Origin of the sequence: Desulfogranum marinum, from assembly GCF_963675105.2 — a bacterium.
Taxonomy (GTDB): Bacteria; Desulfobacterota; Desulfobulbia; order Desulfobulbales; family Desulfobulbaceae; genus Desulfogranum; species Desulfogranum marinum.
Genome location: NZ_CAXXRO010000004.1, coordinates 1,535,168 through 1,560,688, shown reverse-complemented (window position 1 = coordinate 1,560,688; position 25,521 = coordinate 1,535,168). Strand labels below are relative to the sequence as shown.

20 protein-coding genes are annotated in these 25,521 nt (G+C 49.3%); 17 read left to right on the top strand and 3 right to left on the bottom strand.

Going from position 1 to position 25,521, the window contains the following annotated elements; translation table 11 throughout:
* Nucleotides 1–30 precede the first annotated feature (30 nt).
* The 7 genes from ACHZCY_RS15600 to ACHZCY_RS15570 all read left to right on the top strand — a co-directional run bounded on the left by ACHZCY_RS15600 (nucleotide 31) and on the right by ACHZCY_RS15570 (nucleotide 15,018).
* Nucleotides 31–2,046 carry an ATP-binding protein gene (locus ACHZCY_RS15600; RefSeq protein ID WP_319549549.1) on the top strand — a complete coding sequence of 672 codons (2,016 nt, stop codon included), beginning with the start codon at nucleotides 31–33 and terminating at the stop codon, nucleotides 2,044–2,046.
* Between the two features lie 65 nt (nucleotides 2,047–2,111).
* A complete protein-coding gene (locus ACHZCY_RS15595; RefSeq protein WP_319549548.1) occupies nucleotides 2,112–3,509 on the top strand; it encodes a hypothetical protein in 1,398 nt (465 codons plus the stop codon).
* A gap of 6 nt (nucleotides 3,510–3,515) precedes the next feature.
* On the top strand, nucleotides 3,516–4,952 hold the full coding sequence (locus ACHZCY_RS15590; protein ID WP_319549547.1) for a hypothetical protein: 1,437 nt from the start codon (nucleotides 3,516–3,518) through the stop codon (nucleotides 4,950–4,952).
* 15 nt (nucleotides 4,953–4,967) lie between these two features.
* Nucleotides 4,968–9,347 carry a hypothetical protein gene (locus ACHZCY_RS15585; RefSeq protein ID WP_319549546.1) on the top strand — a complete coding sequence of 1,460 codons (4,380 nt, stop codon included), beginning with the start codon at nucleotides 4,968–4,970 and terminating at the stop codon, nucleotides 9,345–9,347.
* Between the two features lie 162 nt (nucleotides 9,348–9,509).
* Nucleotides 9,510–10,589, top strand: coding sequence for a hypothetical protein (locus ACHZCY_RS15580; protein ID WP_319549545.1), 1,080 nt, complete (start codon nucleotides 9,510–9,512; stop codon nucleotides 10,587–10,589).
* Between the two features lie 37 nt (nucleotides 10,590–10,626).
* Entirely contained in the window at nucleotides 10,627–13,251 is a 2,625-nt protein-coding gene (locus tag ACHZCY_RS15575) for an eCIS core domain-containing protein (protein ID WP_319549544.1), read from the top strand.
* Nucleotides 13,252–13,320: 69 nt separating this feature from the next.
* The gene (locus tag ACHZCY_RS15570; RefSeq protein WP_319549543.1) at nucleotides 13,321–15,018 is read left to right on the top strand and encodes an eCIS core domain-containing protein; all 1,698 of its coding nucleotides are present in this window, start codon (nucleotides 13,321–13,323) and stop codon (nucleotides 15,016–15,018) included.
* A gap of 256 nt (nucleotides 15,019–15,274) precedes the next feature.
* Here ACHZCY_RS15570 and ACHZCY_RS15565 read toward each other — a convergent pair whose 3' ends face one another.
* A complete protein-coding gene (locus ACHZCY_RS15565; RefSeq protein WP_319549542.1) occupies nucleotides 15,275–16,168 on the bottom strand; it encodes a hypothetical protein in 894 nt (297 codons plus the stop codon).
* Nucleotides 16,169–16,186: 18 nt separating this feature from the next.
* Nucleotides 16,187–17,359 (bottom strand): helix-turn-helix domain-containing protein, encoded by a 1,173-nt coding sequence (locus ACHZCY_RS15560; protein WP_319549541.1) that lies wholly within the window; start codon nucleotides 17,357–17,359, stop codon nucleotides 16,187–16,189.
* 415 nt (nucleotides 17,360–17,774) lie between these two features.
* On the opposite strand from ACHZCY_RS15560, the gene ACHZCY_RS15555 reads away from it, so the two are divergent.
* The 10 genes from ACHZCY_RS15555 (at nucleotide 17,775) to ACHZCY_RS15510 (ending at nucleotide 24,034) form a co-directional block, all read left to right on the top strand.
* Nucleotides 17,775–17,999 (top strand): helix-turn-helix domain-containing protein, encoded by a 225-nt coding sequence (locus ACHZCY_RS15555; RefSeq protein WP_319549540.1) that lies wholly within the window; start codon nucleotides 17,775–17,777, stop codon nucleotides 17,997–17,999.
* Between the two features lie 5 nt (nucleotides 18,000–18,004).
* Entirely contained in the window at nucleotides 18,005–18,934 is a 930-nt protein-coding gene (trfA, locus tag ACHZCY_RS15550) for a plasmid replication initiator TrfA (RefSeq protein WP_319549539.1), read from the top strand.
* A 315-nt stretch (nucleotides 18,935–19,249) separates the two neighbouring features.
* The gene (locus tag ACHZCY_RS15545) at nucleotides 19,250–19,786 is read left to right on the top strand and encodes a sigma-70 family RNA polymerase sigma factor (RefSeq protein ID WP_319549538.1); all 537 of its coding nucleotides are present in this window, start codon (nucleotides 19,250–19,252) and stop codon (nucleotides 19,784–19,786) included.
* Entirely contained in the window at nucleotides 19,783–20,205 is a 423-nt protein-coding gene (locus tag ACHZCY_RS15540) for a hypothetical protein (RefSeq protein WP_319549537.1), read from the top strand. The genes ACHZCY_RS15545 and ACHZCY_RS15540 overlap by 4 nt, the downstream gene beginning before the upstream one ends.
* A gap of 184 nt (nucleotides 20,206–20,389) precedes the next feature.
* The gene (locus tag ACHZCY_RS15535) at nucleotides 20,390–20,857 is read left to right on the top strand and encodes an OmpA family protein (RefSeq protein ID WP_319549536.1); all 468 of its coding nucleotides are present in this window, start codon (nucleotides 20,390–20,392) and stop codon (nucleotides 20,855–20,857) included.
* 60 nt (nucleotides 20,858–20,917) lie between these two features.
* Complete coding sequence (locus ACHZCY_RS15530) at nucleotides 20,918–21,253, top strand: hypothetical protein (protein WP_319549535.1); 336 nt, start codon at nucleotides 20,918–20,920, stop codon at nucleotides 21,251–21,253.
* A gap of 34 nt (nucleotides 21,254–21,287) precedes the next feature.
* Nucleotides 21,288–21,569: a type IV conjugative transfer system protein TraL gene (locus ACHZCY_RS15525; RefSeq protein ID WP_319549534.1), complete on the top strand. Its 282-nt coding sequence runs from the start codon at nucleotides 21,288–21,290 to the stop codon at nucleotides 21,567–21,569.
* Nucleotides 21,566–22,141 (top strand): type IV conjugative transfer system protein TraE, encoded by a 576-nt coding sequence (locus ACHZCY_RS15520; protein ID WP_319549533.1) that lies wholly within the window; start codon nucleotides 21,566–21,568, stop codon nucleotides 22,139–22,141. Before ACHZCY_RS15525 ends, ACHZCY_RS15520 begins: the two co-directional genes overlap by 4 nt.
* On the top strand, nucleotides 22,134–22,874 hold the full coding sequence (locus ACHZCY_RS15515) for a TraK domain-containing protein (RefSeq protein ID WP_319549532.1): 741 nt from the start codon (nucleotides 22,134–22,136) through the stop codon (nucleotides 22,872–22,874). Before ACHZCY_RS15520 ends, ACHZCY_RS15515 begins: the two co-directional genes overlap by 8 nt.
* On the top strand, nucleotides 22,871–24,034 hold the full coding sequence (locus tag ACHZCY_RS15510; RefSeq protein ID WP_319549531.1) for a TraB/VirB10 family protein: 1,164 nt from the start codon (nucleotides 22,871–22,873) through the stop codon (nucleotides 24,032–24,034). The genes ACHZCY_RS15515 and ACHZCY_RS15510 overlap by 4 nt, the downstream gene beginning before the upstream one ends.
* A gap of 69 nt (nucleotides 24,035–24,103) precedes the next feature.
* Here the strand turns inward: ACHZCY_RS15510 and ACHZCY_RS15505 are convergent, their stop codons facing one another.
* Nucleotides 24,104–25,426, bottom strand: a complete 1,323-nt coding sequence (locus ACHZCY_RS15505) for an ATP-binding protein (protein WP_319549530.1) — start codon at nucleotides 25,424–25,426, stop codon at nucleotides 24,104–24,106.
* Nucleotides 25,427–25,521 lie beyond the last annotated feature (95 nt).

The window sequence follows — 25,521 nt, the reverse complement described above, 5'->3', positions numbered from 1 at the left end:
ATTTCACTTTTAGCGGTGACCATCATAACTATGCAGACTACCAGAGAAAAGAAAATAAGTAGGGAACTCTTCAGAGAGATTGGCATCTTGGCCGGTCGGTTTGCCGAATTTCTGCGACAAAAATTTGTCGACGGAGAAAAGGCTCTGGAGGGGGCGCTCCATTTTCTGGACCATGCCTTTGCAAGTGTCTCTGAAGGGACATCCCTCGCCCACTGGCAAGGCTCCCTGCTTGACCGAATAAACCCGGTGGACCACCATCCACTGCACCTGCTGATAGGAGGTTTCGGATTCTCGCCCTGTGAGGTTGATCTTCTGCTACTTGCCGGCATGGCAGATGAACATGAAGGATTTGCCGATATTTTCAGAACACTGCATCCTCAGGGACAGCCACGGCCCACGGTGGGACTAGCCACCCAATTTTTTTGCCAGGGGCCAGAAGACCGTAATGCCCTCAGGAAGACGCTGACAACCGGGCCAGCCGTCAAAGCTGGAGTCCTTCATCTCGATGGTGACGACGAGCCCTTTTTTAACAGAAATATCCGTACCGCTGAAATGATCTGGCCGGTGTTGCATGGCATTGATGCCTGGCCATCTGAAATTGAAAAGGTTGACGGCAAGATTAGCCGCCATGGACTTGACGATTGGCTGCAGGAAGCCACGACGGGGAAAGCCATGGCAGCTCTCCGTTCGGCAAGCAATTGCACGGTTCTGATAAACGGCGATGATGATGAGGGGGCCTTTCAGCGCGGATCCGCCCTCACCGTGGAAGCAGGAGTGGATTTCATCCGCATTCGTCTGGCAACGCCTATGTCACCTTACCTGGACCGCATTATCGGAGTACACGCCATGGCGCGGGGGGCGGTACCAGTGTTACGCATTCCCCATGGAGAAGGTCCTAACCAGGCAGTCCTACCGCAATTCGATCATTTTCCAGGACCGGTTGTTTTATGCTCCAGAGGCGGCGTCGGCAAAATTTCCCGCAATCGCCCCCTGATTACGGTCAATTGCCGCCGTTTGACTCCCACAGCCCTGCGTGACATGTGGAAAAAAACTATTCCGGCACTTGCCGCTGATGCTGAAATTTTAGCGGCCCGCTTCCCGGTGGAGCCCTGGCATGCTCTGCAGGTTGCCGATGATCTTCAATCTGCGCAGCAATATAATGGTTTCCAGGTCCACCTCAATGATGTGTCATCGATTATTCGCGGCCGTGCCGCAACAAATCTCGAAGGCGGCGTCAGCCTCATTCGTCCCGAAGCGACCTGGGAGCATCTCGTCCTGCCAACCCAACAGCTGAAGCAGCTGCATGAGGCGCTAAACCGTCTTTATATGCAGGGTAAGGTCCTTGATGATTGGCGTTTTCTGGAAGGCCGCCGCGGGGCACGAGGCGTTCGCATGCTTTTTACCGGCCCTCCAGGTACCGGCAAGACCCTCTCTGCTGAAATTCTGGCCTCGTCACTCGATGTCGATCTCCTGCAGGTTGATCTTTCCCGGGTGGTCAGTAAATGGATCGGTGAAACTGAAAAAAATCTTGCCCAGGTCTTTGAAACGGCAGAACGCGCCAAGGCAGTGCTGCTTTTTGATGAGGCAGACGCCCTTTTTGGCAAACGCACCGAAGTGTCTGATGCCCATGACCGTTACGCGAACCTGGAGACCGCTTATCTTCTCTCCCGGCTGGAGCGTTTTGAGGGCATGGCAATTCTTTCGACAAACCTACGCCAGAACATCGATACAGCCTTCACCAGAAGGCTGGAGTTCATTGTCGATTTCGTGGAACCATCCCGGGAGCAACGGTTGGCTCTCTGGAAATGTCATCTGCCGGAGAGAGCACCCCTTGCTCCTGATGTGGAGCTTGAAGAAATCGCTAAACGTTTTGCCATTGTCGGTGGTCTCATTCGAAACGCTGCCGTGGCTGCCGCCTTTTTGGCGGCGGCTGATAATTCGGCCATATCAAAGGAGCATTTCATCAATGCCATTCGACGGGAGTATGAAAAAAGCGGCAAACCGTTCCGGGAGGTGGTGACAAGAAATGGCAAATGCGAAGTATGAAAATTATACTTTTTCAGTGGTCTGAGAGGCAAAAAAATGAAGATTGAGGAGGGCAGGAGAGAGTCATGACTACTTTATTAGAGTTTTTCAATACCAAGAAAAACACCTATGCGGCCTTGCGCGATGATGCCCAGAATAATTTCAGCGCGGCTACGGAAAATCTGGCCAATGCCCAGGCGAATTACGATGCTCTACAGACCGATTTTGCGGCCCTGGAGAAACAGGTAAAAGAGGCACGCCAAGCGCTGACGGTCGCTCTCATGCCGGCGGACATAGAAAAATTGGCCAAGGAACTACGCGTTCTCCTGGATCAGTCTCGTAATGCCAGGGCCGATCTTTTAGCAAAAGAAGAGCAGATCGCAGTATTAAAAAATGACATGGCTCAGGCCTTCGACCAGTTGCAAAGGGCCAAGGAAAACCTGAAGGAAGCAAGCAAAGAACTCCTCACCGCCAAAGAACGTCAGAAAAATCATGACAGCTGGAATAAGACAGTGGTCGAGGGAGTGCTTTCGGATCTGGCAACAGATGCCGCCACCTTACTGGATGTAATAGCTGTAGGCGGCGCCATTGACCCGGAAGATCCCCTTGCTAAGGAAAAGAACATTATCGCCACGTCCAAGATCAGAGTCACTGGCGATATTCCGGAAAAACTTTTGGAAAGAGCTCTTGAACGTGGCCAAGACCTGAAAGATTACGACCAAGGCGCTGCCTATCTCTTAGCTGACCTGAAAAATGAAACTGGTGACTATTGGGAGTCTGCGCAAGGAACTTCCGGCAAGGTCATGAAGCTCTGGATTGAATTCCTGAAAACCGAGGAGGCCTATAAGAAATATGTTCTCAACAGCCAATCTCAATATGACCAGGCCTTGGCGCTTTTTACAGCTATCAGCAAAAGTGCTGCCCTTACAGATGCGGAAAAATGTCGGATAACAGATACAGATCTGGTGAACGACGGAGAGGCAGCACTTCTTTTAGAAAAAGCACTCGATGATGCCAAGGCAGCTGTCGATGCCAAGGAATTTGAACTGGAACTCGCCATTGCCAAGGCCATGATAGCGGACATAAGTGCGGATCCTGGTGATAACCCCGATGTCCAGACAATCCGAAGCGAACTGGAAAGCCTTCATGCAGCGCTGTTGTTGGCAGAGGATAACTATACCGACGACATGCAGGACGATCTGGATCTCTGGGAGGCCTCGATTCCCGATCATATCTGGGCCAATGCCGTTTCCTATGATCAGGCAATAGCGCTGCTCACCACCATCAGGTACGGTAATCCAGCGAGCCTGGCCATGGCTATGGATAATGCGGAATCAGCCTTGGTGGAGGCTCTTAAGGAACAAGATATTGCTATTCGAACCCGCGATTACCTTGAAGATGTCATTGATGCCTTAAAAGGTAAAATTGAATACAAGGGGAATAAAAGGCAGCAAAGACTCCTCAGTGCCATCAGAGGAGATTAAAGAAAAATGGAGGCCATCGTGAGCAGTACGGCAAAAATATCAAAAAACAGTGATAAAAAAAAGGAGATGAGCGGACTTTCTCCGGTCAATCCTTTCCGCTCCCTGCTCGTGCATTTCGGCATGCTGCTGGGTGTTGATGATTTTGAAACCATCGACAGCTACCAACGGGGCAAGATGTGGCTGCACAGCGCCTGGCTGCATCGCCAGGGTGCGGTGTGGGGGTTGCGTGTAAGTCTGTCCGGGGATAAGGATGAAATTCGGGTGACTCCCGGCCTTGCCATGGACAGCCTGGGGAGGGAACTCTATCTGGAGTCTCCCGCCTGTTTGGACATCGGCAGCTGGTATGAGAAGCATAAGGACGAGCCGGACCTGGTGGCCGCGGTGCAGAATGGCGAGCAGGGCGGCATCGTCTGTTTTGACGCCCATGTGGCCATACGGTTTAAGGGCTGCCTTGCCAGGCAGGTTCCGGCACTTACCGAACCCTGCGACAACACCGGGACCACCACTGCCTATTCACGAATCATCGAAACCGTTGAGCTGCTGCTGCTGCCGGGAAAATCGCCTGAGTGGCGGACACCGCCGGGCCTCTTGCCCTATCATCGACTGCGTCTGCTTTTCGGGCTTGAGGAGGCAATTACGGATGCTAATGACAATGTGGTCGCTGCTGACAAAGTGGTCTTGGACGCCCGGGCCGATATTCTCGACCTTGACCCAAATGAGCAGCCGGCAGCCTATCTGGAAGCATTCCGTCGCTTCTCAGCCCTGGATGAAATGGATCTGACCCCTGCTGCAACCGATGAGGGCGATGCCTTTTCCCTGTTTCCGGATCGAGACCCGGCCCTGCTGCCCCTGGCCGACATTGAGGGAATAACCCTCACCCCTGCTCAAAACAGCTGGCATGTCAGCAGCGGCCAGGTCGATAATACGGTGCGCCCCGTCCATGTTGCCACGTCAACCATTCAGGAGTTGCTCTGCGGCCCCATATGTTCCTGCATTTCGGACACAGAGGAGCCCGAAACATCGGGGGGCGGCCCTGATGTTCCTCCTGAGGATGCCGACGGTCCCCGCATCGATCCTGATAAAGTTACAATCACGGAGGCTAAAATCACCTTCCCAATAAATGGTGACTTCCTGTTGGAGAATAGCGTTAAGGCCGAGGGACTTTTGGTGACTTCATTCAAAAAGGATCACGGCTGGAAAGAGGAGAAAATTGAATCGGTGGAATATAATTCGAATGACAAGGTTGTCAGCGTGAAGCTGCAGGATAAACTCCCAAATGGCACCGGCACCTTGGTTCGCCTGATCGTCAGCGGAACCGGCGGATTCCCGTTCCTTGATACAAAGAACATCCCCTTGGCCGGAGCCCTCGGAGGGCCTCCTGGTGGCAAGATGAATGGAAACGATTTTGTTTTCATGTCTACTGTCGTCTCTACTGTCGAATGATACGAGGAGCAAACCATGTCGGACATCGTGAAAAATAATAATGGCGTAGTGGTCATTAACAGTATGGGCGGTCATACCGTAATTTCCAAGGAAAGTCCTTTGAAGCGACTTCATTATTTCGATGGAAAATTTCTACGAGCCGTTGACTTGAACCTGGAGCAGCAGGCCCTATTGCATCAAGTCCGCCTGTCGAATCAGGCCAGCGGTTCCGGCGTGGTGCACGGCTTCTCCTGTGCGCTGGCCGGCGGCGACCGTCTGGATGTCGGTCCGGGACTTGCCATTGACCCTGATGGTCGAGTCCTGCATATGCCCCAAGAGATCCGGGTTGGCATCGCCGAACTCATTGAAAAATCACGCAAGAGCCTTTCTGTTGCTGAAGGGGCGGCGACAGCTGCTCTCTCGGTATTCGGCGAATGCGAGCTGGCCGCTGAGGAAGCTCCTGAAACGATCCTCGAAAGAGTCCGAATCTACCTCATTACCGTAGGCCATGCCGAGGCATACTGCGGCGAGGAGGATGTCTACGGTAAACTCTGTGAAGAGGCCTGCATCACCAGCACGGAACGGCCCTATATCATTGAAGGCGTAGTCATTCGGGCTATGCCTTTGACTCTCCCGGCTGTCTTGGCTGCCTCACAGGCAATCGCTTTTTCTTCAAAGCATATGCGGTCCCGGGTGGCTTCAGCCTATTTTAGTGTTGAGCAGCGTAACCCGGCGTCTCTTATCTCCGGTGAAGGGCTTTCCTCGCCCATCTGGTGCCAGGGAGCGGAAGCCGCAGGGGGTGCTGCTGTGCCCATCGCTGTGATGGCCAGGGCCGGGGAAAAAACCATTTTTTTGGACGCCTGGATTGCCCGCCGTGAAGGTATGGAAACACCGCCGCGACGTTATTGGGCAGGGCGCATGGCCATGCGGCCCTGGAATGTTTTTCTTGCCCAGATCCTCCAGTTTCAGTGTCAGCTTGCCTCCTGCTTTGCCAAGGGCAATGTGTCTGGGGACATAGATCCCTGTGAAGAAGAAAAAAAACTTGCCCGCGAGGCCTCGAAGGCCCTGACCGACCTGTTGGAGCAGTATGCTGGAGTGACGAAACGCTTTGCCAACATGGAGGCGATTTCAAGAGTCCATGATTATCTTGAAATAGCGCCGCTTCGCGAGTTGCAGAAAAATCTCGCTGCCGTTGCCGTGCAGGCCATCTCACGACGCTCTCTGATTAATTGCGGTATCATCGAATTGCCGAGCGCCGGCTACCTGCCGATCAGTCCAAGCAGTACCATCACTGTTAATGAACAGGTGCGACGGCTCATGGGTCAAGGGGTTGATTTGCGTTATTGCTCGGTGCGGCCGGATTACATCCCCCATGTCCTGGAAGAGGCCCAGCACATGGAACGAATCTCCCTGCTTGCCGGAATTGACGATCCAGCTGCCAAGCCCAAAGTGGACATACTGGTGCCCGATGGCCGCATCGAGGAGTACAAAGAAGAAGCTCCCGGAACCGGGTATGAAATGAAGCTTGTCCTTCATGAAGCTGGCTTGACGAAGATAATTAACGCGTTGATAAGTAGGTTGGAAAAACACTTGATAAAACCAGCCAGGGAGGCGAGAAAAAATTCCCCCTCGCAACCGGAAGTTCCGAAGGCAGCACTGGATGTCTCAATCCTCCATGCCGCGTTACGCGGCGCAGCCCGTGGTGAAGATTTGGGTAGCGGCGGAACTGCATTTTATTATGCCGCCCAGACACCGGAGACAACGGCTATCCCGGTAAACATTACCCCGAGAGATTATCCACTGGCTGCTGTTTCAACTGGCAGCTCCGTAGAAAAAACTAGGCTTGTAAGGGAAGCTAGCACCAATCCTACTCGCCAAAATGAACAGCCGCTCACTACGCTACGCCAGCAACCATCTCAGGCAATCTGGTTAAGTCTTCGCACCAACAAAGATCCTTTTGAACTTGGAGATGGCGACGCAACCCAGGTATCGGTTCAGGTGGTCTTCACCAATGCCAAGCTTCCGAGTAATTCCTTGTGGCTGACTCCGGTCGATATATCAGTGGATGGCCTGCTTCGTGTCGAGGACATTGGCCAACACGGTAATGATGCCCGTCGTTTGACCTGCAGACTGAAAGCCAAAGGTGCTTTCAATTTTTTTATTGAACAGAGCGGTAAACGTATTGAACAGACCATACGACTGAGCCTTTATGAAAAAGTCACCATCCTGCGCAAAACAACTGACTGTCCCCAGCCATCTTATTGGGTCAGGGTGATCAATCCGTCAATCTGGGCGGGGATAGGCAATACTGAACTCGGTTTTGAAAGGGTCTGGAAGGATTCGTCCACTGCGGAGATTAAGGCTTCGCTATCTGTTACCCAGCTAGACCTTCCTCAGATATCCCACCAGAAGACCGCCCCACCAGAAACTGCAGTGATCGCGGAGAAAAAAGAGTTGCCCATCTTCAATGGCCTGCAGAAGATAAACAATGATGTTCTAAAACCGGCAAACCCATTGCATACCGCTTCACTCTCGGCCCTGGCCCGTCTGGGCACCGCTCAAAACGACAAGTCTTTTGCTGACTTTGCCGCTCGGCAGCTCTTTCCACCACCGAAGCCGGTGCCTGATGAACTGCGTGTCTTTGCAAGACGCGACTGGGTGCTTTTTCATCGGCGACGCGATATTGTCTGCGGTTTTGATAAGATGCCGGAGGCCCTTGTCCAGCCCCGCCGCTTCAGGGTATTCCACACATCGGTGGCAAATGACAAAGAGAGGACACTGCTACGCGATGCCCTGTTGAATAACCGTCCTGAAACCATCAACAGCTTCAAGCCCCAGCCCGTGACCATTGTTGCATTCGAAGCTGGCATTCAAAGTGTCCGTACCTCCCATGATTATGTGCGGGCTGACTGGCAGCAGGTGCAGGTGCACGACGATGCAGACATTGTTCTGGGCGTGGTTGCTACCCGCGGCGCTGCCTATGATGAGGGTCAGCCATTGGCCGAAGCGCGGCTCAACAGCCTCACCGATGTCCTGGAGCCGGTTGCCGAGTTTTCCGAAAATGCCGAACTCTTCTGGGCGGCACAGGTGCCGGACACACTTGCAAACGGCGAAGTAGACGGTGTCATCATCTATGCTACCCAAAGAGTTACGACCGTATGCCATAAGGTTTATCGGGTTGAAATAGCAGAAAATTCTCTTGATAACTTTATAAGATTAAGTGGTTCTCCAAAATTAAGTCATTTTCTGCAGAAATACAACGCTCAGAAACTTGACTATATACCAAAGTTCCGAAGCAAAACCAAAGACCTGTTCGGTAAGACAGCTGCCATTGATTTACAAACCGCCTGGGGAAATAAAGGCAACCTCGTACCCTATCACGCCCTGACATTATTTCGATCTGTCATTAATCAAACACTCAGTGATCAACATTATGCCGATCAGGCCCAAACCATTGCCACCACCCTGGGTGCGCCCTTCGCGATAGATCTAAAAGTAAAAGAGGTTAACCACAATTTATTGGAATGTCCGGCGGTGACGATTCTGGTGGTCGAACCATTGAGCCCCCCAATTTACAATGATGTCTATGTCATTCTCACTCCCCGTTGCCGGAGAGACGACCTATGCGAAGACAAGCAGATACTTGAGGAGTTCAAGGAAACTCTTGAGGAAACGGGTTTTCCCGAGGAATTTCAGACGACTCCCAACATGTATCCGTTGGGTAGAGTGGAATTTGGCCCTAACAATAAGCCCAAAGATTCATCCCTCAATTCTATGATCAACACGGCAATTTCTAAGAATCTTCTCGATCAGAAACACAACCCCAATAACAACCTGACGTATTTGCTTTTTTCACTTTCCAAGAATGGTTCTGGTACGAATCAAACAGCCCGCGATAAAGTCCAGGCCGGGTGTATCCGTGATGCATTGAATTTGAACGGTAACAACGTCACGGAAGCCATTCACGGTAAAGAGCACTGGCCCACTACCGGCACTGCCATGACTCTTGTCGTGGTCGTGATTCCCAAAGACGATTGGCCTAGGGTAGCAGCCCCCCTTTCCAACCTGTATGCCTATGCTAAAGATATCGCTGATGAAGACGTGGTCACCACTGTCAGTGAGAAAATGAGTTACGATATATTGGGCAATTTGATCAAAAACCCTGCCTTTGAAGAGACAGTAGCCCGTCTGAAGAAGGACGGCATTGTGTTGAAAAATATTGAGCAGGTAATGACAGAAGAACCCGAGGAGGGGGCCACAGACACCAAGACGGAGGCGCTGCTGGCAGCCTTGAAGGAGGCAGGCGTAGCTGAAGAGAGTGCCACCGTCAAACTGCGGATTGCCAACGATAAGGAAAGGAAATTAATCAGTCGCCTGGGCACCGGGGTAAGCAGTGGTCTCGTATTGAGGAAATAACTCCGGGTACGGCCTCGTTTGTCGGGATCAGGCATCAAGAGCTTTTTAAGACTACCGACAAACAGGCAATCGACAAGGTTGGGTCGTTCACCCCTTAATGAAAGGTGTGGACGGCTCTCGGCAACACCGCCATATGACAACACTAATAGGTGAAAATTACACGTGTACGCCGCAAAGGACCATGAATCCTCACAAGCCGAAGCCAAAACCCAAGGGAGAGCAAATCAAAAAAAACCGGAATCATCATCTCCCCGGATAAACCCTCTCTGGCTTCAGCTTGCAACCAGCTATGCCCACCCGGCAGAACAATGGGCCGGGGGATCAAATTTCTGTGTACAAACAAAGCTCGACATAGGTGCCCCAAATGATCCTTATGAGAAAGAAGCTGATCAGGTGGCCGATATTGTCACAGGGATGCCTCAACCGGGTATTCAGCGTCAACAATTGCAGGAAGAGGAAAAACTTCGCACGGCAGAAGAATCATCCACTGTTTGCTCTGAAGAAGGTGCCGGTCTGTTTAATATTACGTCATGTGAGCCTGACACCTGTGAGGCAACGGCCATTACAACCGCTGCTGGCGCTAGCTGTGCCTGTGATAAGGCCTCTGCAACGAATTACGACGCCAAAACGTTTGGCTACATCAGCAGTATTCGTAGTGTTATCAAGTCCGCAGCTAATCAAAAAGGCGCTCCCGCTCTGGCTATTGCCGGTTCGATAGCGGACGAATACAACACACGCCGCGGATATCGTGTTGTTTTGGACGCTGCCCAGGATACTCTGCTTGATTTGTTACCAGAATCATTTATTGATGTTGACCGATTTTTTGATTTTAAGAGCAAGTTGCTTAATACCATGGAAAACGATGTCGGCAATGCCAATATAAATGTCCGCACCGCTCTTGAACTAGTACAAAGAGGCGAGTTAACGGTGCCGGGTTCTCCTATTACTGATCCCGAGATCAACAGAATTATTGATTTCCTATTGACAGACCGGGGCACGGCTCAGGCGGCGGCGGCTGTGATTGCCCGTGCCCAGGGATTGTTCGCGGGATATCTGCATGGTTACCCCCCTCATCTCTTTGAAAGCATTTTTGTGACCTATTTCAAACAAGGTGAGAATTATTATACCCGTGCTATGGAAAATATAAGAGCCAATCCCAATCATGAAATCTGTCCGGGTGATGGCGGATGCCGCTTTATAAATAATCGTAGCCGACTTCAAGATGCACTCTACCGTGTATAAGTGGCATTCCACCTTAAAAATATAAACCTCACTTTGTATGTTAGGAAAAACCAGAGAAAAAACAATAAAGCAGGACTCCAAACCCAAAGCTGCAGGGGTAAAACTTTTAACGGCGGGGAATACAACGTCAACCGGTTTTAACCCTACATGGCACAATCTCGCTCTTCAGGTTACCGGGGTTGCTAATACAACTGGTTCCCTTGTTCAAAGGTTTTCTACTGAACACGAACAAGAACCTGTCAACTTAAAATCGCTTGGTGTCCAAGGAAAACTTACCGTGGGCGCTCCAAATGATGCATATGAACAAGAGGCCGATCGCGTTGCGGATCAGGTCATGGGTATGCCGCAGTTCGGAACTCAAAGCTTATATGGTGAGGAACAGGAGGCACCTCCAATCCAGAGCAAAGCTTTGAACATTTCCCCGATCCAGCATTTGTGTGGTAACTGCGAGAAAGAAAAAACAACACAATCCAAGCAGGCAAATGGAACTCAAGCGGTTCCAACCGAGACTACGGCAAAGATAAAGAGTCTGGGCGGATATAAATATTTACCCGAGTCTACCCGCAATTATTTTGAACCCCGTTTTGCCAGTGACTTTAGCCAGGTTCGTGTCCATGATGGTGCACAGGCGGCAGAAACAGCACGTGCCATCAATGCCCGTGCCTTTACACGCGGCCACGATATTGTTTTCGGCTCTGGGGAATATCGACCGCAGACAGGCGAAGGACGTAAGCTTATCGCCCATGAACTGACCCATGTCGTGCAGCAGAAAGGTAAAAATTTACCTATCCAGCGAAAATATACTTTACCTGAATTGCGGCAAAAGCTTACCCGTCGGGGGAAGAGTACACGCAGCTTCCAGGTATCGACATCACCAGCTGTTTATTTTTATTCGGGATCCAGTGCCAATACTCATAACCGGCGTGCATTTGTAATGGCGGGGATTCATGGTGACGAACAACAGGCCAAACAACTCGGCAGACGGGTTCGATCAGATTTATCCTCATCAGGAGGTCCTCGTCCCTACTTTCATACCCTAGTCGCCCCTCAATTGAATCCTGGCACGGGTCGCCATGTTTCGGTAAATCGTGGAGGTAGGTCCATTGATCCTAACCGCTCTTTTGGTGGTACCCCTCCTGTAGCACACCCAATCGTCTCAACTGTGACTGAAATCGAAAAAGACTTTCAACCGGAACGGGCTCTGAGTGTTCACGCTATCCGCATGCCCAATGCAGCTGAACGCAGGAGACCTCTGGGGGGTATCTATCTTGATCCTCTGTGGTGGTCGCAAAAAAGTCCTCCATCTTTAAAAACCACTCCGGAAAAAGCCGCTGCATTCACCCAACAATCCCATAATTTAAGCGGGATGAAGCTGACAGAACGCATGATTGATAGCGTACGCAAGGAAGGAGGGAAAAAGGGAAGATGGGCAACCAGCGGCAATATACCTGGCCGGAAAAGAGGTGTACAATTCCCTGCAAACCGTTTTCCTGGTACTGGAGAGGGCACTTCGCAATACAACTTGTTGTATCCCATGCAGTCAAAAATCACGAAAACATCTTTCGGGGTACTGGCCTCGGGGTTAAAATGGTCACGCGCCATCATCACCATGGAAATCCCGGGATTGAAGGGTTCAGTGTGGTCGAAATTTCTGCCAGCTGTCTGGGAGTTTCTGCAAGTAACCCGTCCTGCTGCATCGTCAACGCCATCAACCGGGTCATCCGGGCAAGCTAGCGCGTCATCTCACCCCTCAATCAGCCCTAAAAAAAATGATGCATCGGAGGAGACTGTCCAACGCGCTCCAATTACTGAGGCAAATCTTCCATCACCTACGGCAAGGGATATTTCCAAACCGGAGAGGAGACGCAGGACTTTCATGCGGGAAGTCTATCGTCGACAGGTTGCCATATGGACGGCAAGTGGTGACACGTATGTTCATGAAATTGCGCCGTCTGATCGTACCACTTTGCCGGGCTCTTATGTCAAGCCAGGCAGAACGGTAAGTATTCATACAAGCATAGCCGGTTCTGTGCAGGATATGCTGGATGCCGCCCGTTCTGATCTCGCTGGCGCAAATATACCTGGGGGGTCAGCTGCGGACATAGAAGCATTGGCGGTACGCAGTGGCTATCGATCTGCAACTAAGCAGTTCGGAATCTGGCAACGATATGCGCCTCGTCAGTATTATGATGAAACTCGTGCTCACCGGAGTACATTACCCGGTGGTGAGCATGGTGCCGAGGCGGCTCAATATCTCGCGGAATATACCAATCAAAGGGTGTTCTCTCCGGGGTACAGTCCCCATCAGCGCGCAACTGCCATCGATTTGACTTACAAATATCGTTCCGGACGGGAACCTGCCGGAACGGACAAAGGGTGGGCGCCGGCAAGTTCTCGTCCAGTCTGGATAAATACCTGGAGACGGTCCTGGTTTTTTTCCTGGCTTTGGCAGAACGCACCACGCTATGGTTTCATGCGTAATCCGGATATAAATGAACCTTGGCACTGGGAATTTCGACCAACCCCAGCATTGGTAATGCGCTTTATTCGCTGGTTGTTAAATTTTCTCGATAGATTTTTTAATACACATTGGAGTGCCCGGTTCGAAGAATCTTTTTCCGGTGGCCAAGGCCCCCTAGGCCCTGGAGGAGAAAACAAATGATTAATATCAGAAGAAAAGTTCCCTGTGAACTAACAACAGTGTATATTTGAAAGAGAGTGCCGGAGGCTGATGATGCATACTGCAAGGCATTTCAAAACCGAAAACACTGAGGCTGAAACAAAGCATCATCGCGCACAATCGGTGCCGAAGTATAAACCACATGGAAATTCAGTCTGGCATATTCTCGCCACATCCACTGTGCAGGCACTGCACAATTCAAATATGCCTCCACCACAGGCGCCCGGATCTGTACAAAGAATAATTTCAAGTCACGAGCCGGGTGAACCTTTATCAAAATCAATCAGGTCGCAGGTTGAGCCTGTACTTGGTATGAGCTTTAAACATGTGCGACTGCATAGTGATCTCTCCGCGCAAAACGCCTCAAAGTCTCTCCAGGCAAAAGCATTCACCCACCGAAATCACATTTTCCTGGGAAAAGGTCAGAGCAAAACAGATACACGCCTGTTAGCTCATGAACTTACTCATGTGGTCCAACAAAGTGCGTCAGGCAGTGCTTCAGACGCAAACCATGTTCAATGTAACTATGTCTGTCCGGAAAATCTTGATTATGAAATTACGATGCTAAGAGGGCAACTGGAAGCGCTAACTGACCAGTCCTCCTCTGAAAGGGAAGACCTCCAGGCACAATTAACATGGCGGGAACAACTGGCAACACAGTGTGGACTCCTCACAGGCTACACACGTACCAAGGCTGATTCCCTTGCTTATTACAAGGCTGCAGCCATGCTGCATCGCGGGCGTATTGCCGATGCAAGCCGGGAACTGGCCCGGATGGAACCATCGAGCAGCGCTCACAGGAACTCACTGGATAACAAACGCGACCATCATCGCGAAAAGTTAATTGGTGTCTTGGAAACGCGTTCCGTGCTTTTAGAGGGGGAAATCGCTACCCTGCGCGATTTACTGTTAAACCGCCCTTACTGTGAAGAGTCCTCACCAGAGCAGCAATTGTTGATTCAATATGAAAACGAATGGGTCGCACATCAGAATGAACTGCGGCCATTAAAACGCTGGCAGGCAAGGCGGCGCATCAATGCTATTCAAGCAGAGCTCCACGCCATTAACGCCTGGCTGCAACTCATCCCGCAAGTCTGCTCGGTGGATGAACCTAAATCTGAAGAGTTATGGAATCAAAGAACAGCTCTTCTCACTGAACAACAAAGGTTGGTAGATTTTCTTACCGGCTCAATGGTGGAATACAAACAATTTGACCCACGTTGGGGGGCAACCCGTTATGGTACAAATCCGAAATGTACAAGTGTCCGAGAAGCGGGTTGCGGACCAACATCCCTGGCCATTGTCTTAAATTATTTATATTCTGAAGACCCGGAACAGGCAGCAACAGGAGGGGATATTAATTTTGTTACACCACCGGAAACAGTCAGATATGCAGAGACACATGGCCGGGTTTGCAACAGTGGAACATTAGGCGACGTCATGGTTACAAATGTACATACCGGTTGGCCTGGTTTTCAGGGACGGCGTATTACACTTAACGACGCCACAGCCTATCTGCGTCAAGGTATTCCTGTCATATTTTCATGCCGGCCGTGCACTGGGACAACACGCAGTGGAGGGAGCAGTAGCTACCGTGGTCATTTTATGGTGCTACGTTCGGTCGATAGTACAGGAACCTCATATCGTGTCCTTGACCCGGGTCGGCGTGAAAGCCGGGATATTGAGACCATCTCTTTTACTGAACTAAAGAGCCATAGCACGGGTTTCTGGGTAATAGAACGTAATTAAAATTCTGCTTCTACGAAAGTGGGGTGCTGGTTATGTGTTACCCCAAGCCTTCCTTTAATCACGGAATGCCGTTTTACGTTGCACCTTATCATTATCTTAGGAAATGAAGGGAGAAGTGCTTTTTTTTGCTATTGCTGTAAAGGTGAAGAGCCTGTCTACTTTCTCTTCTCCTCGAAACTTCACGGATGGGTTTTCTTACAATGAAAAAAATAACAGGATATTAAACAACCCGCTTTTGCCTCCGTATTTTTGGCGGTCATTTTTTTACCATGACCGTGTAACTCCATGATGATAATACCGCAGACGAAGCAGCCCAAAAGCCAATATTATCATCATTCGAATCCATACTTGGAGTTACCCAGCCGGTTATGGGCAGCATCCTGTCAAGATCGACGACAACTGTCGGCGCATTGGTTTTCCAGGACGATGTCCCACCTGATAAGCCAAATGTTGTATCGCTCACCAGCGGGTCAACGATCACGCCAGTTGTTGGGATAGTGTAATTAACAGCCCCTGCAAAGGCACCACTGGCATCCCAGATCGTATCTGAAATTCGCATTGAAGAGAGCATGACCGGCTTAAAAGCCTCCCCTTCCCTGACATCCAGATTGATATTGCCAGAGGTAGTCATTGTCACATCAGCAACGATGGATTCCTCCCCAGGGGGAGATAAAGTTATTTTCCCGGAAAAGGATAACCCCGCCAACGTACCCGACAGGTTAAGGATAAGTTTGTCACACTCTTTCTCCCAAGTAACTTCAATGGGTGCGCCCTGGTAATAAGCACCACCCATCCAAAAACCAGGTGGTATAATGACCGATGTCCCCCACCCCCCTTCAACACCATAAACCATGCGAAAGTAGCCGTCGTTCAAATGCAACGCCGCAAATTGCGGGTAACCCTTGTCGCTAATTCTGTAATTTATCTTCAGGGTGCTTTCTTCTTTTACGACAGACCAGTCATTTTCGCTCTTACAGGAGTCACTCTGCAGCAGGAGAGAGTAACAGGCAGACAAAACAAGCCCCCTGTTTTCCGATGGCACACTCCCATTTCCAGAAGTTAGCATTGGATTCTCGGCGATTGCCGAATTATTGGTCATCAAGCAGCACAACAGAAAAAAAGCCGTTAACTGGAAACACTTACTCATCATACGTTGCTCCTTCAATTTTCACTGGTTCCCGACAACACCTCTAGAGCTATTTTTACCAAGAAACTTTCCCAACACTTGACGAGATAGAGGAATCACTTCCACCTTATCCTGTTCAAAATCTTCAAAAGCTCTGCCGTTACCTTTTTTCTTTTCTTCGCTGAATGTGACGCTGCAGATGTAGACACCGATTTCCTTATCGCCAATAACGACAGTATTACTGCCGTCGCCTTTACCCTCTGGCCAGAAGTTGTGAGATTGTTTGAGCAGAGCATTGCCGATGGCATTTGTTGACCGTCCAGAGAACCCGAACGCCGCCAGTTCGACATTATCTGCCTCTCTGGTTATGACTACTACCCCTGCGTCAGCTTCTTTTCTTTTCCATTCAAGAAATTGCCAGGTAAAATTTTCATCCAAATAATAGGTCCCAGGCAGGACCTCATCATCTTTTCCTGGTGGATTTCCAACGCCACCAAAACAGCTCGGCATAAGACGGTCAAACTTTCTGTAGCAAAGATAAAATGGCACCTGAACCATTTTACTACTCTGGACAAAAGGCTCACAGCAAAACAGGTCAGCAACGATATACTCGACCAGGTAATTTACCCGTTGACTGCCGACAATTATGGACGAGCAGTCACGCTGCCGATCTTCCCTCATAGTTGTAAAGATCTTCTTTGCGCGCGATGCATCTTCCTTGAAAACCTCATCATCGGCATCAAACACTCCCGGGGTAAAATAGAAAGGAACATACAGCGTCTTCACAGATGGCCTGAGGTCCCTGAGTTCTGCCTCTGAAAAAAGAAAATGAATGATTTTAGAAGATACAACCGAATCATGCCTGGAAATGGATACCGGTGGAGAAGGCTGCGGTGTCGTTATCGTTTTCCCTTTAATATGGTATTCACCAAGATAGATATGGACTTTGCCTGACTCACCTATTGCCCGCCACAAAGCGGAAGGCCTGACACCAAAAAGCGCACCGGGCAAGGTCTCTGCCGGCACGCCTTTTTCAATCAACCATTCGCATAGCTTTTCCAAAACCTCCAGCTTGGGACTTTGCACCTTATTGCGAATGAACTTGCCGACAGTATGCCGGTGAACCCCGCACTCCTTCGCAATTTGCGTCTCTATACCAAACCTAAACAGGCCATGTTTTTCCAATAACTGTTTTAACCGCCACTCAAGCCTCATCACCGCCCCCTTAAAAAATCTTCACAATCAGTTTTTACAAAAAAATTTTCTCCTTCCTTAGCCAAAACTCCATCTTTTTCTGATTTGGCACTTACCAGCTACAAATCCCTATCGAGCTGGCAGAACCTGCAACAAAAAGTAACATTTAGTATACAACATGATCATTACCCCTGCACATCACCAACGCCTATTTCACCTCAAAAAGGATACGCCTGTCGACACCACCTAAATCCACATGTTACTGATATTACATTTTTATTTTGACACAACTCTCAACAGCTATTAATCAAGGTACAAACATGCTCATCAAAATGCAACACAAAAGGAGAAAACACAAAAGGCACAAAAAAGATCAATTAACACAGTAGTAATGTTGTGTTTCTGTACACGAATAACGACACACGAGGCGAACAAGATGATACAGAACGACCTAATGACGATGGATAAAGCTGCCAAATTAGCGAAGTGCAGCTATCACACAATTCACCGCGCCATAAAGAAGGGGGATTTAACAGCCTACAAGCCTGGAAAGGTGGTGTTGATTCTGGAAAAAGACTTGAGTGATTGGTTTAAAAGCAAACGGGTGCAGGCCGTAAAAAGCGGAAGACCTCGTCGTCACATAGCGGTTCATAGCAGGTAAGCGCTATGAAAAAAGAAACACCTTTAAAAAAGCCAAGAGGCTATCTGAGCCAGTCCAACAAGGGCCAAGCTCCTGGTTCTCAAACTCTTGCCACTTTACCGGACAGCTGCCTCAATTTATTGTCCCCGGAATTAAAGAAAAAAATATTAACCCTTGATCAAACCCCGCATCTGCCCGACTGGCCGATCAACACGCGAGGTGTTCCCAACCTTTGCCTACGTTCTGCTCTTTTTGGCGTTATCAAACGCGGCAGGCGAAAAGCAGTTAAAGGCGAAACAGTTACAGCGGTAAGAACAATCGATATTCGCTACACAGGCTGGAAACTTGATCAAGGCGACTTTGATGTCTTGGCACAGACCCTTCATCTCCAAACTCACCACAGTAAAAAATCTTCAGAAAAGTACATCCGTTTTCAGATTAAAAGCTTTCTACGGGCAATAGGTCGTCAACCAGGAAAATCAGGCCGCATGTGGCTTAAAGACTCACTCCGACGTTTGACGGCTACGACCATAGAAATCAACATTGAAGCCCATCAAAGCTCAATGAATGAAAAAAACACTTACGCCGGCTCCCTGGTGGACGAATTTTTATATAACAATCAGGCACAAACCTACTTTCTAAAAATCAATCCCCATTTGGCAGTGCTGTTTGATGCAGGCTGGACCCAGCTGCAGTGGCAACAACGTCTCCAATTAAAATCCGATCTGGCCAAGTGGCTGCACGGCTTTTATGCCAGCCACAGGGAACCTTTCCCGATGAAAGTAGAGACGCTGAAGCATTTATGCGGCTCTGAGTGTAAACGCTTGACCGATTACCGGAGAAGTCTCCGCCTGGCAATGGCGGAACTGGTCAATGTGCAAGCAATCCATAGTTGGCAAATCGATGACACCGACAAATTGCATGTAAAACGGTTCTCACCCAGACAATGTTCATAGTGATCTCCCAGGGGGGCATAGCACTCACACATGAAGAAAAAAACAGCCACCACTTGGGGGCATAACACTCACACTGAAGGGGCATAGGTGTCACACCCCAGGGGCATAGCACCCACACCGGGGGGCAAAGCACTCACGATCAGGGGGGCATAGCAGTCGCAGCAAAGGGGCATAGCACTCACACTTTGCACAATGAAAAACGGCTAAAGCCCCCAAGAGTAGGAGCTTTCAAACAATCAGCCAACTGCCCCTAATCATCTTTAATCTTATTTTTAATCTTTTGAACAATAGAGCAGAATCGAGGTTAGGCACAAGATGAAACAACCAACAAGACAATGTAACGAGCAGCAACACTACCAAGAAGCGTGGAGCATGGCTCTGCAATGGGTCTCAACAAACCAAAAGCTCATCCGCCAAATCGCCACCCCTTATCGCAGATTTATAGCTGGTGACAATCAGGACCTCTACCAGGAAGCGACAATCGCCGCCTATAAAGCCTTTATTTCCACGAAGAAAAAGGGGACTCCTGAACGATTTACCCCTTTTTTCCGGGTCATTTTCCAGACCAACTGCATCAAGCTGTCATCCGGTATCCAGACGGTCCATTGCCTGGAAGATTATTTTCTGCCCATCCCAGAACAATCCACCACAATCAGGGAACCAAAAAGGAACGAAATCAAGCAAGCGTTGGCAACGGTTAGCGAACGTCAACGTGAAGTCTGCCTCTGGCTCCTCAAACAGCCAACACCTGCCAGCACTCCGGACATTGCCACCAAGTTCAACGTTAGTCGTCGCCATGCCTGTCGGTTGGTGAGTAACAGCATTCAGCGAATATCAGGAGCTTCATCATGATGCATATCAATGAATACGCAAAAACATCCCCGATCCCTAAACGCATTCTTCGCTACCTGCACCGTGTAGGAGAAATTCACGATCCACTCTCCCGGGAAGACCTTATAGGCCTTCACTTTCTGGAACAGATCTGGGGCAGAAAAGAACTACTGCGGGCACAATTGAGTCGCCTTTCGCTCAAGGCACGGCTCAGCTTTCTCAGGACAGCGGACCTTCCCACCAAATGGGAGCGATATGCCTATAGCAGGTTCTACAACCTGGCGCCGGGATCCAAGCTACCCATGCCCGCTCTCATCGAAGAGATCCAGACCACCTTCTGCTTCCAGCTGGGTAAGCAGCAAATAAGCCGTCTGTATACAATCAGAAACAGGGCACAGGTTGCCAAACACCGAGAGAAAAATCGCACAGGTAACAGCTGACCATCTCTTACAGAGCACAAACAAAGAAGTAATAAACAACATTTATTGACACTTACAGAAAACGAAGGACTCAAAACCAGGAAGGTCAAACGAAAAAATAACAACTGGTCACACCGGCAGAAAATAGAAAACAGATATGGAGACCAACAAACAAATCATACTTTTATTCTTGGCAACCATCCTAATGATACCGACACAATCGGAATCAGTAGAAGTGCGCCAGCAACCATACCGATTTCGGATGGCCGTAACCCAGGATGTTACCAGCAAGACCTTTGTGATCTGTGAACAGTCGAAAGTGAAGCACGTATTAACCGTCAATTCCCAGATTCCAATGGTCTATTTTGCATTGGACAGCGCAGTTATCCTGCCGGCAACGGCTGAATCAATACTGTCCAACCTGGGGCGAAACAGCATAACCCAAAAGATCACCTTGAGTGTAACCGGCTACACCTGTGCACTTGGTACCGAATCCGGAAACCACGAACTTTCTCTCCAACGGGCCATCACGGTTACCGATTTCCTCCGTGACCATGGCTTTACGGTAGGAACTGTACAGGGAAAAGGAGCATTGAATCCTATCACCAATAATCCACAGAAATTTTACAAAAACAGAAGAGTGGAGATAACAACACACCCTTTAAGGCAGTAGTCACACTGTTCCGTAGTGTCGGGACAACTCACTTTCACCCTCTATTAAGGAGACACCCCCATGAACTTCAGCCTTACCTGCCACCCAACGAAAGTCCTGCGAAAAAAGTCCATAATCCCCTTGGTAATAACCATTACCGCCTGCTGTATATCCTCCAACGCAATGGCCATGACCGTTCCGGCAGCGGGATCCTTTGCCTATGATCTCTACGATATCGGCGTGAACCAGATTCTGCTTGGCCCTATCGGATTTGTGGCTGGTGTTGCCTGTATGGTCTTTGCGGCCATTCTTGCCATTCGCCAAATGATCTTACCAGCAGCTGGTGTTGTTCTTGGTGGTGCATTTCTCCTCAAGGCTGATGCTGTTGTCCAGACCATTGGCGCAACCATCATGTAAAGATTTATGGAGCTAAATAGAGATGGGTACACATATGAACGAGAACAATTTCAGCCACAGGTTTCCACAATACCTCTCAAGACCGATCCAGGTACTTTGGTTTGAGACGGACGAATTAATTCTGTTCGTGTTTACCCTTACCTTGGCCCTTCTTTACGGCAAACTGATGTGGCTTATGTTTCTGCTGACCCAGTATTTTTACACCCGTACCAAGAGAGTGAAATCCAGAGGATTCCTCAAGCACACCCTCTACATGCTCGGCTTTATCCAGATGAAAAATTATCCCGAATATTTCCAGCGGGAGTTTCATGAATGAACACCAACATTTTTCTCCAGAAAACAAGCAACCTGTTCGTAGAAAACAGGTTGTTAAAATTCGTCATCGTTGCCCTGTCCCTGGCTGTCACCTTCAACTCATTCATGGTCTACCGGGCTGTAAAATACCAACGAGTCGTTTTAATCCCACCTGAGCTGACCGGGACAGTTGAGTTTGTCCAGGGAAAGCCCAGTGACAGCTATGTTAAAGATGTGAGCAGGCGGCTTGTCAATCTGGCGGCTACTTATTCACCGCCAACAGCCCGGGCACAATTTGAGGAGCTTCTCGCCTATTACGCCCCGGAATCATACTCCGAGGCCTCCAGCGCCTGGTACTCTCTGGCAAGCAGAGTTGAAGAATCTCAAGTCAGCTCCGTTTTCTATCTCGAAAAAATCGAGCGTGATGAGGGTTTGATAGAAGTGTTTGGCAATCTCAAACAATTTGCCGCAAACACACCACTTGAAAACACGAGCAAGACCTATCAAATCAGCTATCGCTTGCAGGACGGCAGGTTCTATCTCATATCGTTTAAGGAAAAATTTGCCCCAAGGCAGGAGGCACAGCGTGATTAGGAAAAGCTTTTTAACAGCAACGGCCTTGATTATCGCGGCTACCGGCAACTGCCTCGCGGACACCGTCATCCCAGCAGAGGTGCCAACAAGTGTGGAACTTTCCAATAAAGATATCAACCGCATCGTCTGCCCCGGTCCAATGAACGATCTTATTTTTTCCCAGGAAAAAGGTATGACCGGCCATTTTTCCGGTAACAACGGGTTTGTAAAATTCAAGATCAAAGATATGGGCAATGACTATATCTACGCCGATACACCAAGCGAGCTATTCGTGGTCTGCAACAATGTCGTCTACACCCTCATTGTTACACCGACAGACATACCATCCGTCACCCTCCGTCTGGCGTCGCCAACAGGGGACTCCTTCAAGAAGAACATCACCCATTACAAAAAATTACCTCTGGAAAAACGGGCTCTGCAGATTATCAGGGAGGCCTACACTAACATCTATCCAACAAGCTACCGGATAAGCGAAGCAAACAAAAGCATTCCCCTTTCTCCAGACCTGGCCGTCACATTACAACAGGCGGTAGACGTTGATGGCGTCGGCCTACGCCTGAAAAAATACATGGTGAGCTCGTTTGCCAAACACAAAATTGATCTGGATGAGAAACTATTTTTATCAGCTCCTGTCAGCCCATCGATACTGGCAGTTGCCGTTGAAGAACACAGCTTAAGACCAGGTCAGACAACGAGAGTTTTTGTCGTGGACCAGAAGGAGCAGGAGCAATGAATCTACGAAAACGGTTCAATGAGCTGGAACCAAAATATAAAAAGATCGTCATATGGTCCGGTATCGGCGTCATTTTCCTGATTTTGGTCTCTACCGGCTATAATTCCTCGCGGACAAATCCCGCCAAGGGCTTTTTCAGCGAGAAAAAAACAAGACAGATCCAGCTTGAACCAGATCTCATCCAGAAGACCATGCTCCGGGAGCAACGGCGACAGCTGGAATCTCTCCAGCAGACGGTCGATCAAATAATACAGGAGCAAAAAAGACCAACTCAGGCAGCAACCACAGCCCCACTCCCTGAGATTCCAACAGCCGACCAGGTCACCAAAAACACAAAGATTCTACCACCACGGTCTATTGAAGAGCCATGGCCCCTGACCGACAGCCAACCGTCCACCAACCGGCCACCGCATCCACGCCCTGAGCCCATAATATTCGGTGAGATCAGCGTATTATCAAACCCTGCAATTACAGCAGGGGGAACAGACACGGCAGAAAGTAAAAAAAAAGGACGCACCGTATATCTCCCCCCTTCCTTTATGGAGGCAAAGCTGTTGACCGGTTTCGATGCTTCTACTTCGGGGAAAGGCACTAACAACCCTGAGCCGCTCCTACTCAGAATCCAGACGCCGGCAGTTCTGCCCAATGACATCAAGGCCAACCTGGCTGGTTGTTTTGTCATTGCTGAAGCAGTCGGCAGGCTCGACAAAGAACGGGCAGACGTGCGCCTGGTCTCCCTGTCATGCCTCAGCAACGAAGGTAAAGCCATTATTGACACCCCGGTTAAAGGGTTTGTCACTGATTCCGACAGCAAGGTCGGTTTATCCGGCAGAGTCGTGTCACGAATGGGGTCAGCCACGGCAAGGACAATCGTAGCAGGGTTCTTCGGTGGCATAGGCGACATGCTCAAATCTGCCGCCACCACTCAATCGACCTCTGCCCTTGGCACGACAACGAGCATTGATTCCGGGCAAGTAGCCCAATATTCCATTGGAGGTGGCCTTTCTGATGGAGCAGCGAGCCTGCATGATTTCTACCTGGACCTGGCAAAACAGACAACCCCGGTCATTGAGGTTGGAGCAGCCAAAAAAATTACCGTTATTGTTTCCGAAGGGAAGGAGTTGGAAATCAGGGAGATTGAAGGGGACGACTCACTTTGACTTCACGACCGAGATAAACTTGCAGCAATGCATCAGGCAGTCAGGGATGGATACAATGGAACTGACCAATCAATCTGCAAGCAAGGTAAGTAGACGAGGCAAAGAATCAAGAGCGTACAAAGGGATATTACAAACATTACCATCTCTACGGAGGTTACGAAGTGAAGTGCGAAAAAGAAGGTCAACATTAAATTTTGCCTCAAAAGATTGCAAGCTCTTGCTTTTCAAATTGATACCAGCCTTCACTTCCAAAGGGAAAACACCCTCTTTTGTCTCAAAAAGAAAATCTACTTCTGCCTTGCCGCTGCTACTCTTCCAATATTGTAACTCCGCCCCCAGGGTACCCCTAAGCTGCTGAGCCGCGTAATTCTCGGTAAAAGCGCCACAAAATTCACGGAATACCTGCTCACCCTGAATAAGCAGTTCCGGTCCCAGACCTGCCATAGCCGCCAAAAGCCCGACATCCAACGCATATACTTTAAAAATATTTTTCTGCAAATAAGCCACGAGTGGTCTTTTGGGTGTGTTTATGCAAAAAACACGCTGAATAAGCCCCGCATCTTCCAGCCATAAAATCGCGTTTTCATAATCACGAGCCCTGGCACTTTTACGGATTGTGGAAAACATGAACTTTTTATTTTCCCGGGCCAGTTGAACCACAATGGAATCCCATACATGTGAGAGCTTGGGAATATCAGACGGTTCAGCGTACTTAGCAAAATCAAGAGCATATGAAGTCAGGATCTCTTTGTGGACGACTCTTACTTCCTGCACATCGTCCAACTCAGCCATACAGCGTACAGCCTCAGGCATTCCACCACAAAAATAATATTTCCTGAGCAAATCTATAAGCTCCAAGTGAAAGGCTTCAGGGAGCGGTTGCACTTCTTCAAGATTTTCCAGGTAGTCGCGAAGGCCGGTTTCCCCCATCCCATCCAGGAACTCATAGAAACTCAGGGGTAAAAGGTCCAGAAAATTGACCTTCCCCACAGGAAAAGATTTTGGCGAAGACAACTTCACACCAAGAAGAGAACCCGCAGCAGCAATATAGTACTCGGGAGCTTTCTCCTGGAAATATTTTAGACTATTCAGCGCATTGTTCGAGAGTTGTATCTCATCAAAAATAATCAGATGGCGCTTCGGTAAAATGCTTTTTTTGCTATGGAGGGAAAGGTTGGTAATTATCTTGTCCGGATCGAGACTTTGAGCAAACAAGCTATCAAGCCGAGCATCTTCCTCAAAGTTACAATAGACGACATCATCAAACTCTTTTTCGCCAAACTTTTGTAAAATATAGGTTTTACCAGTTTGCCGAGCGCCTCGCAGGATCAGCGGTTTCCTGCGAGCAGATCCTTTCCAGGCAAGTAGTTGAGGGTAAATATCTCGTTTCATAACTTTTCAATAGCCTCCTTTTTGGCAATCATCAAGCTTTTTCGTTCCAAAAAAGTGACAAAATGCCACTTTTACCACCCAAAAAAGAGCACTGG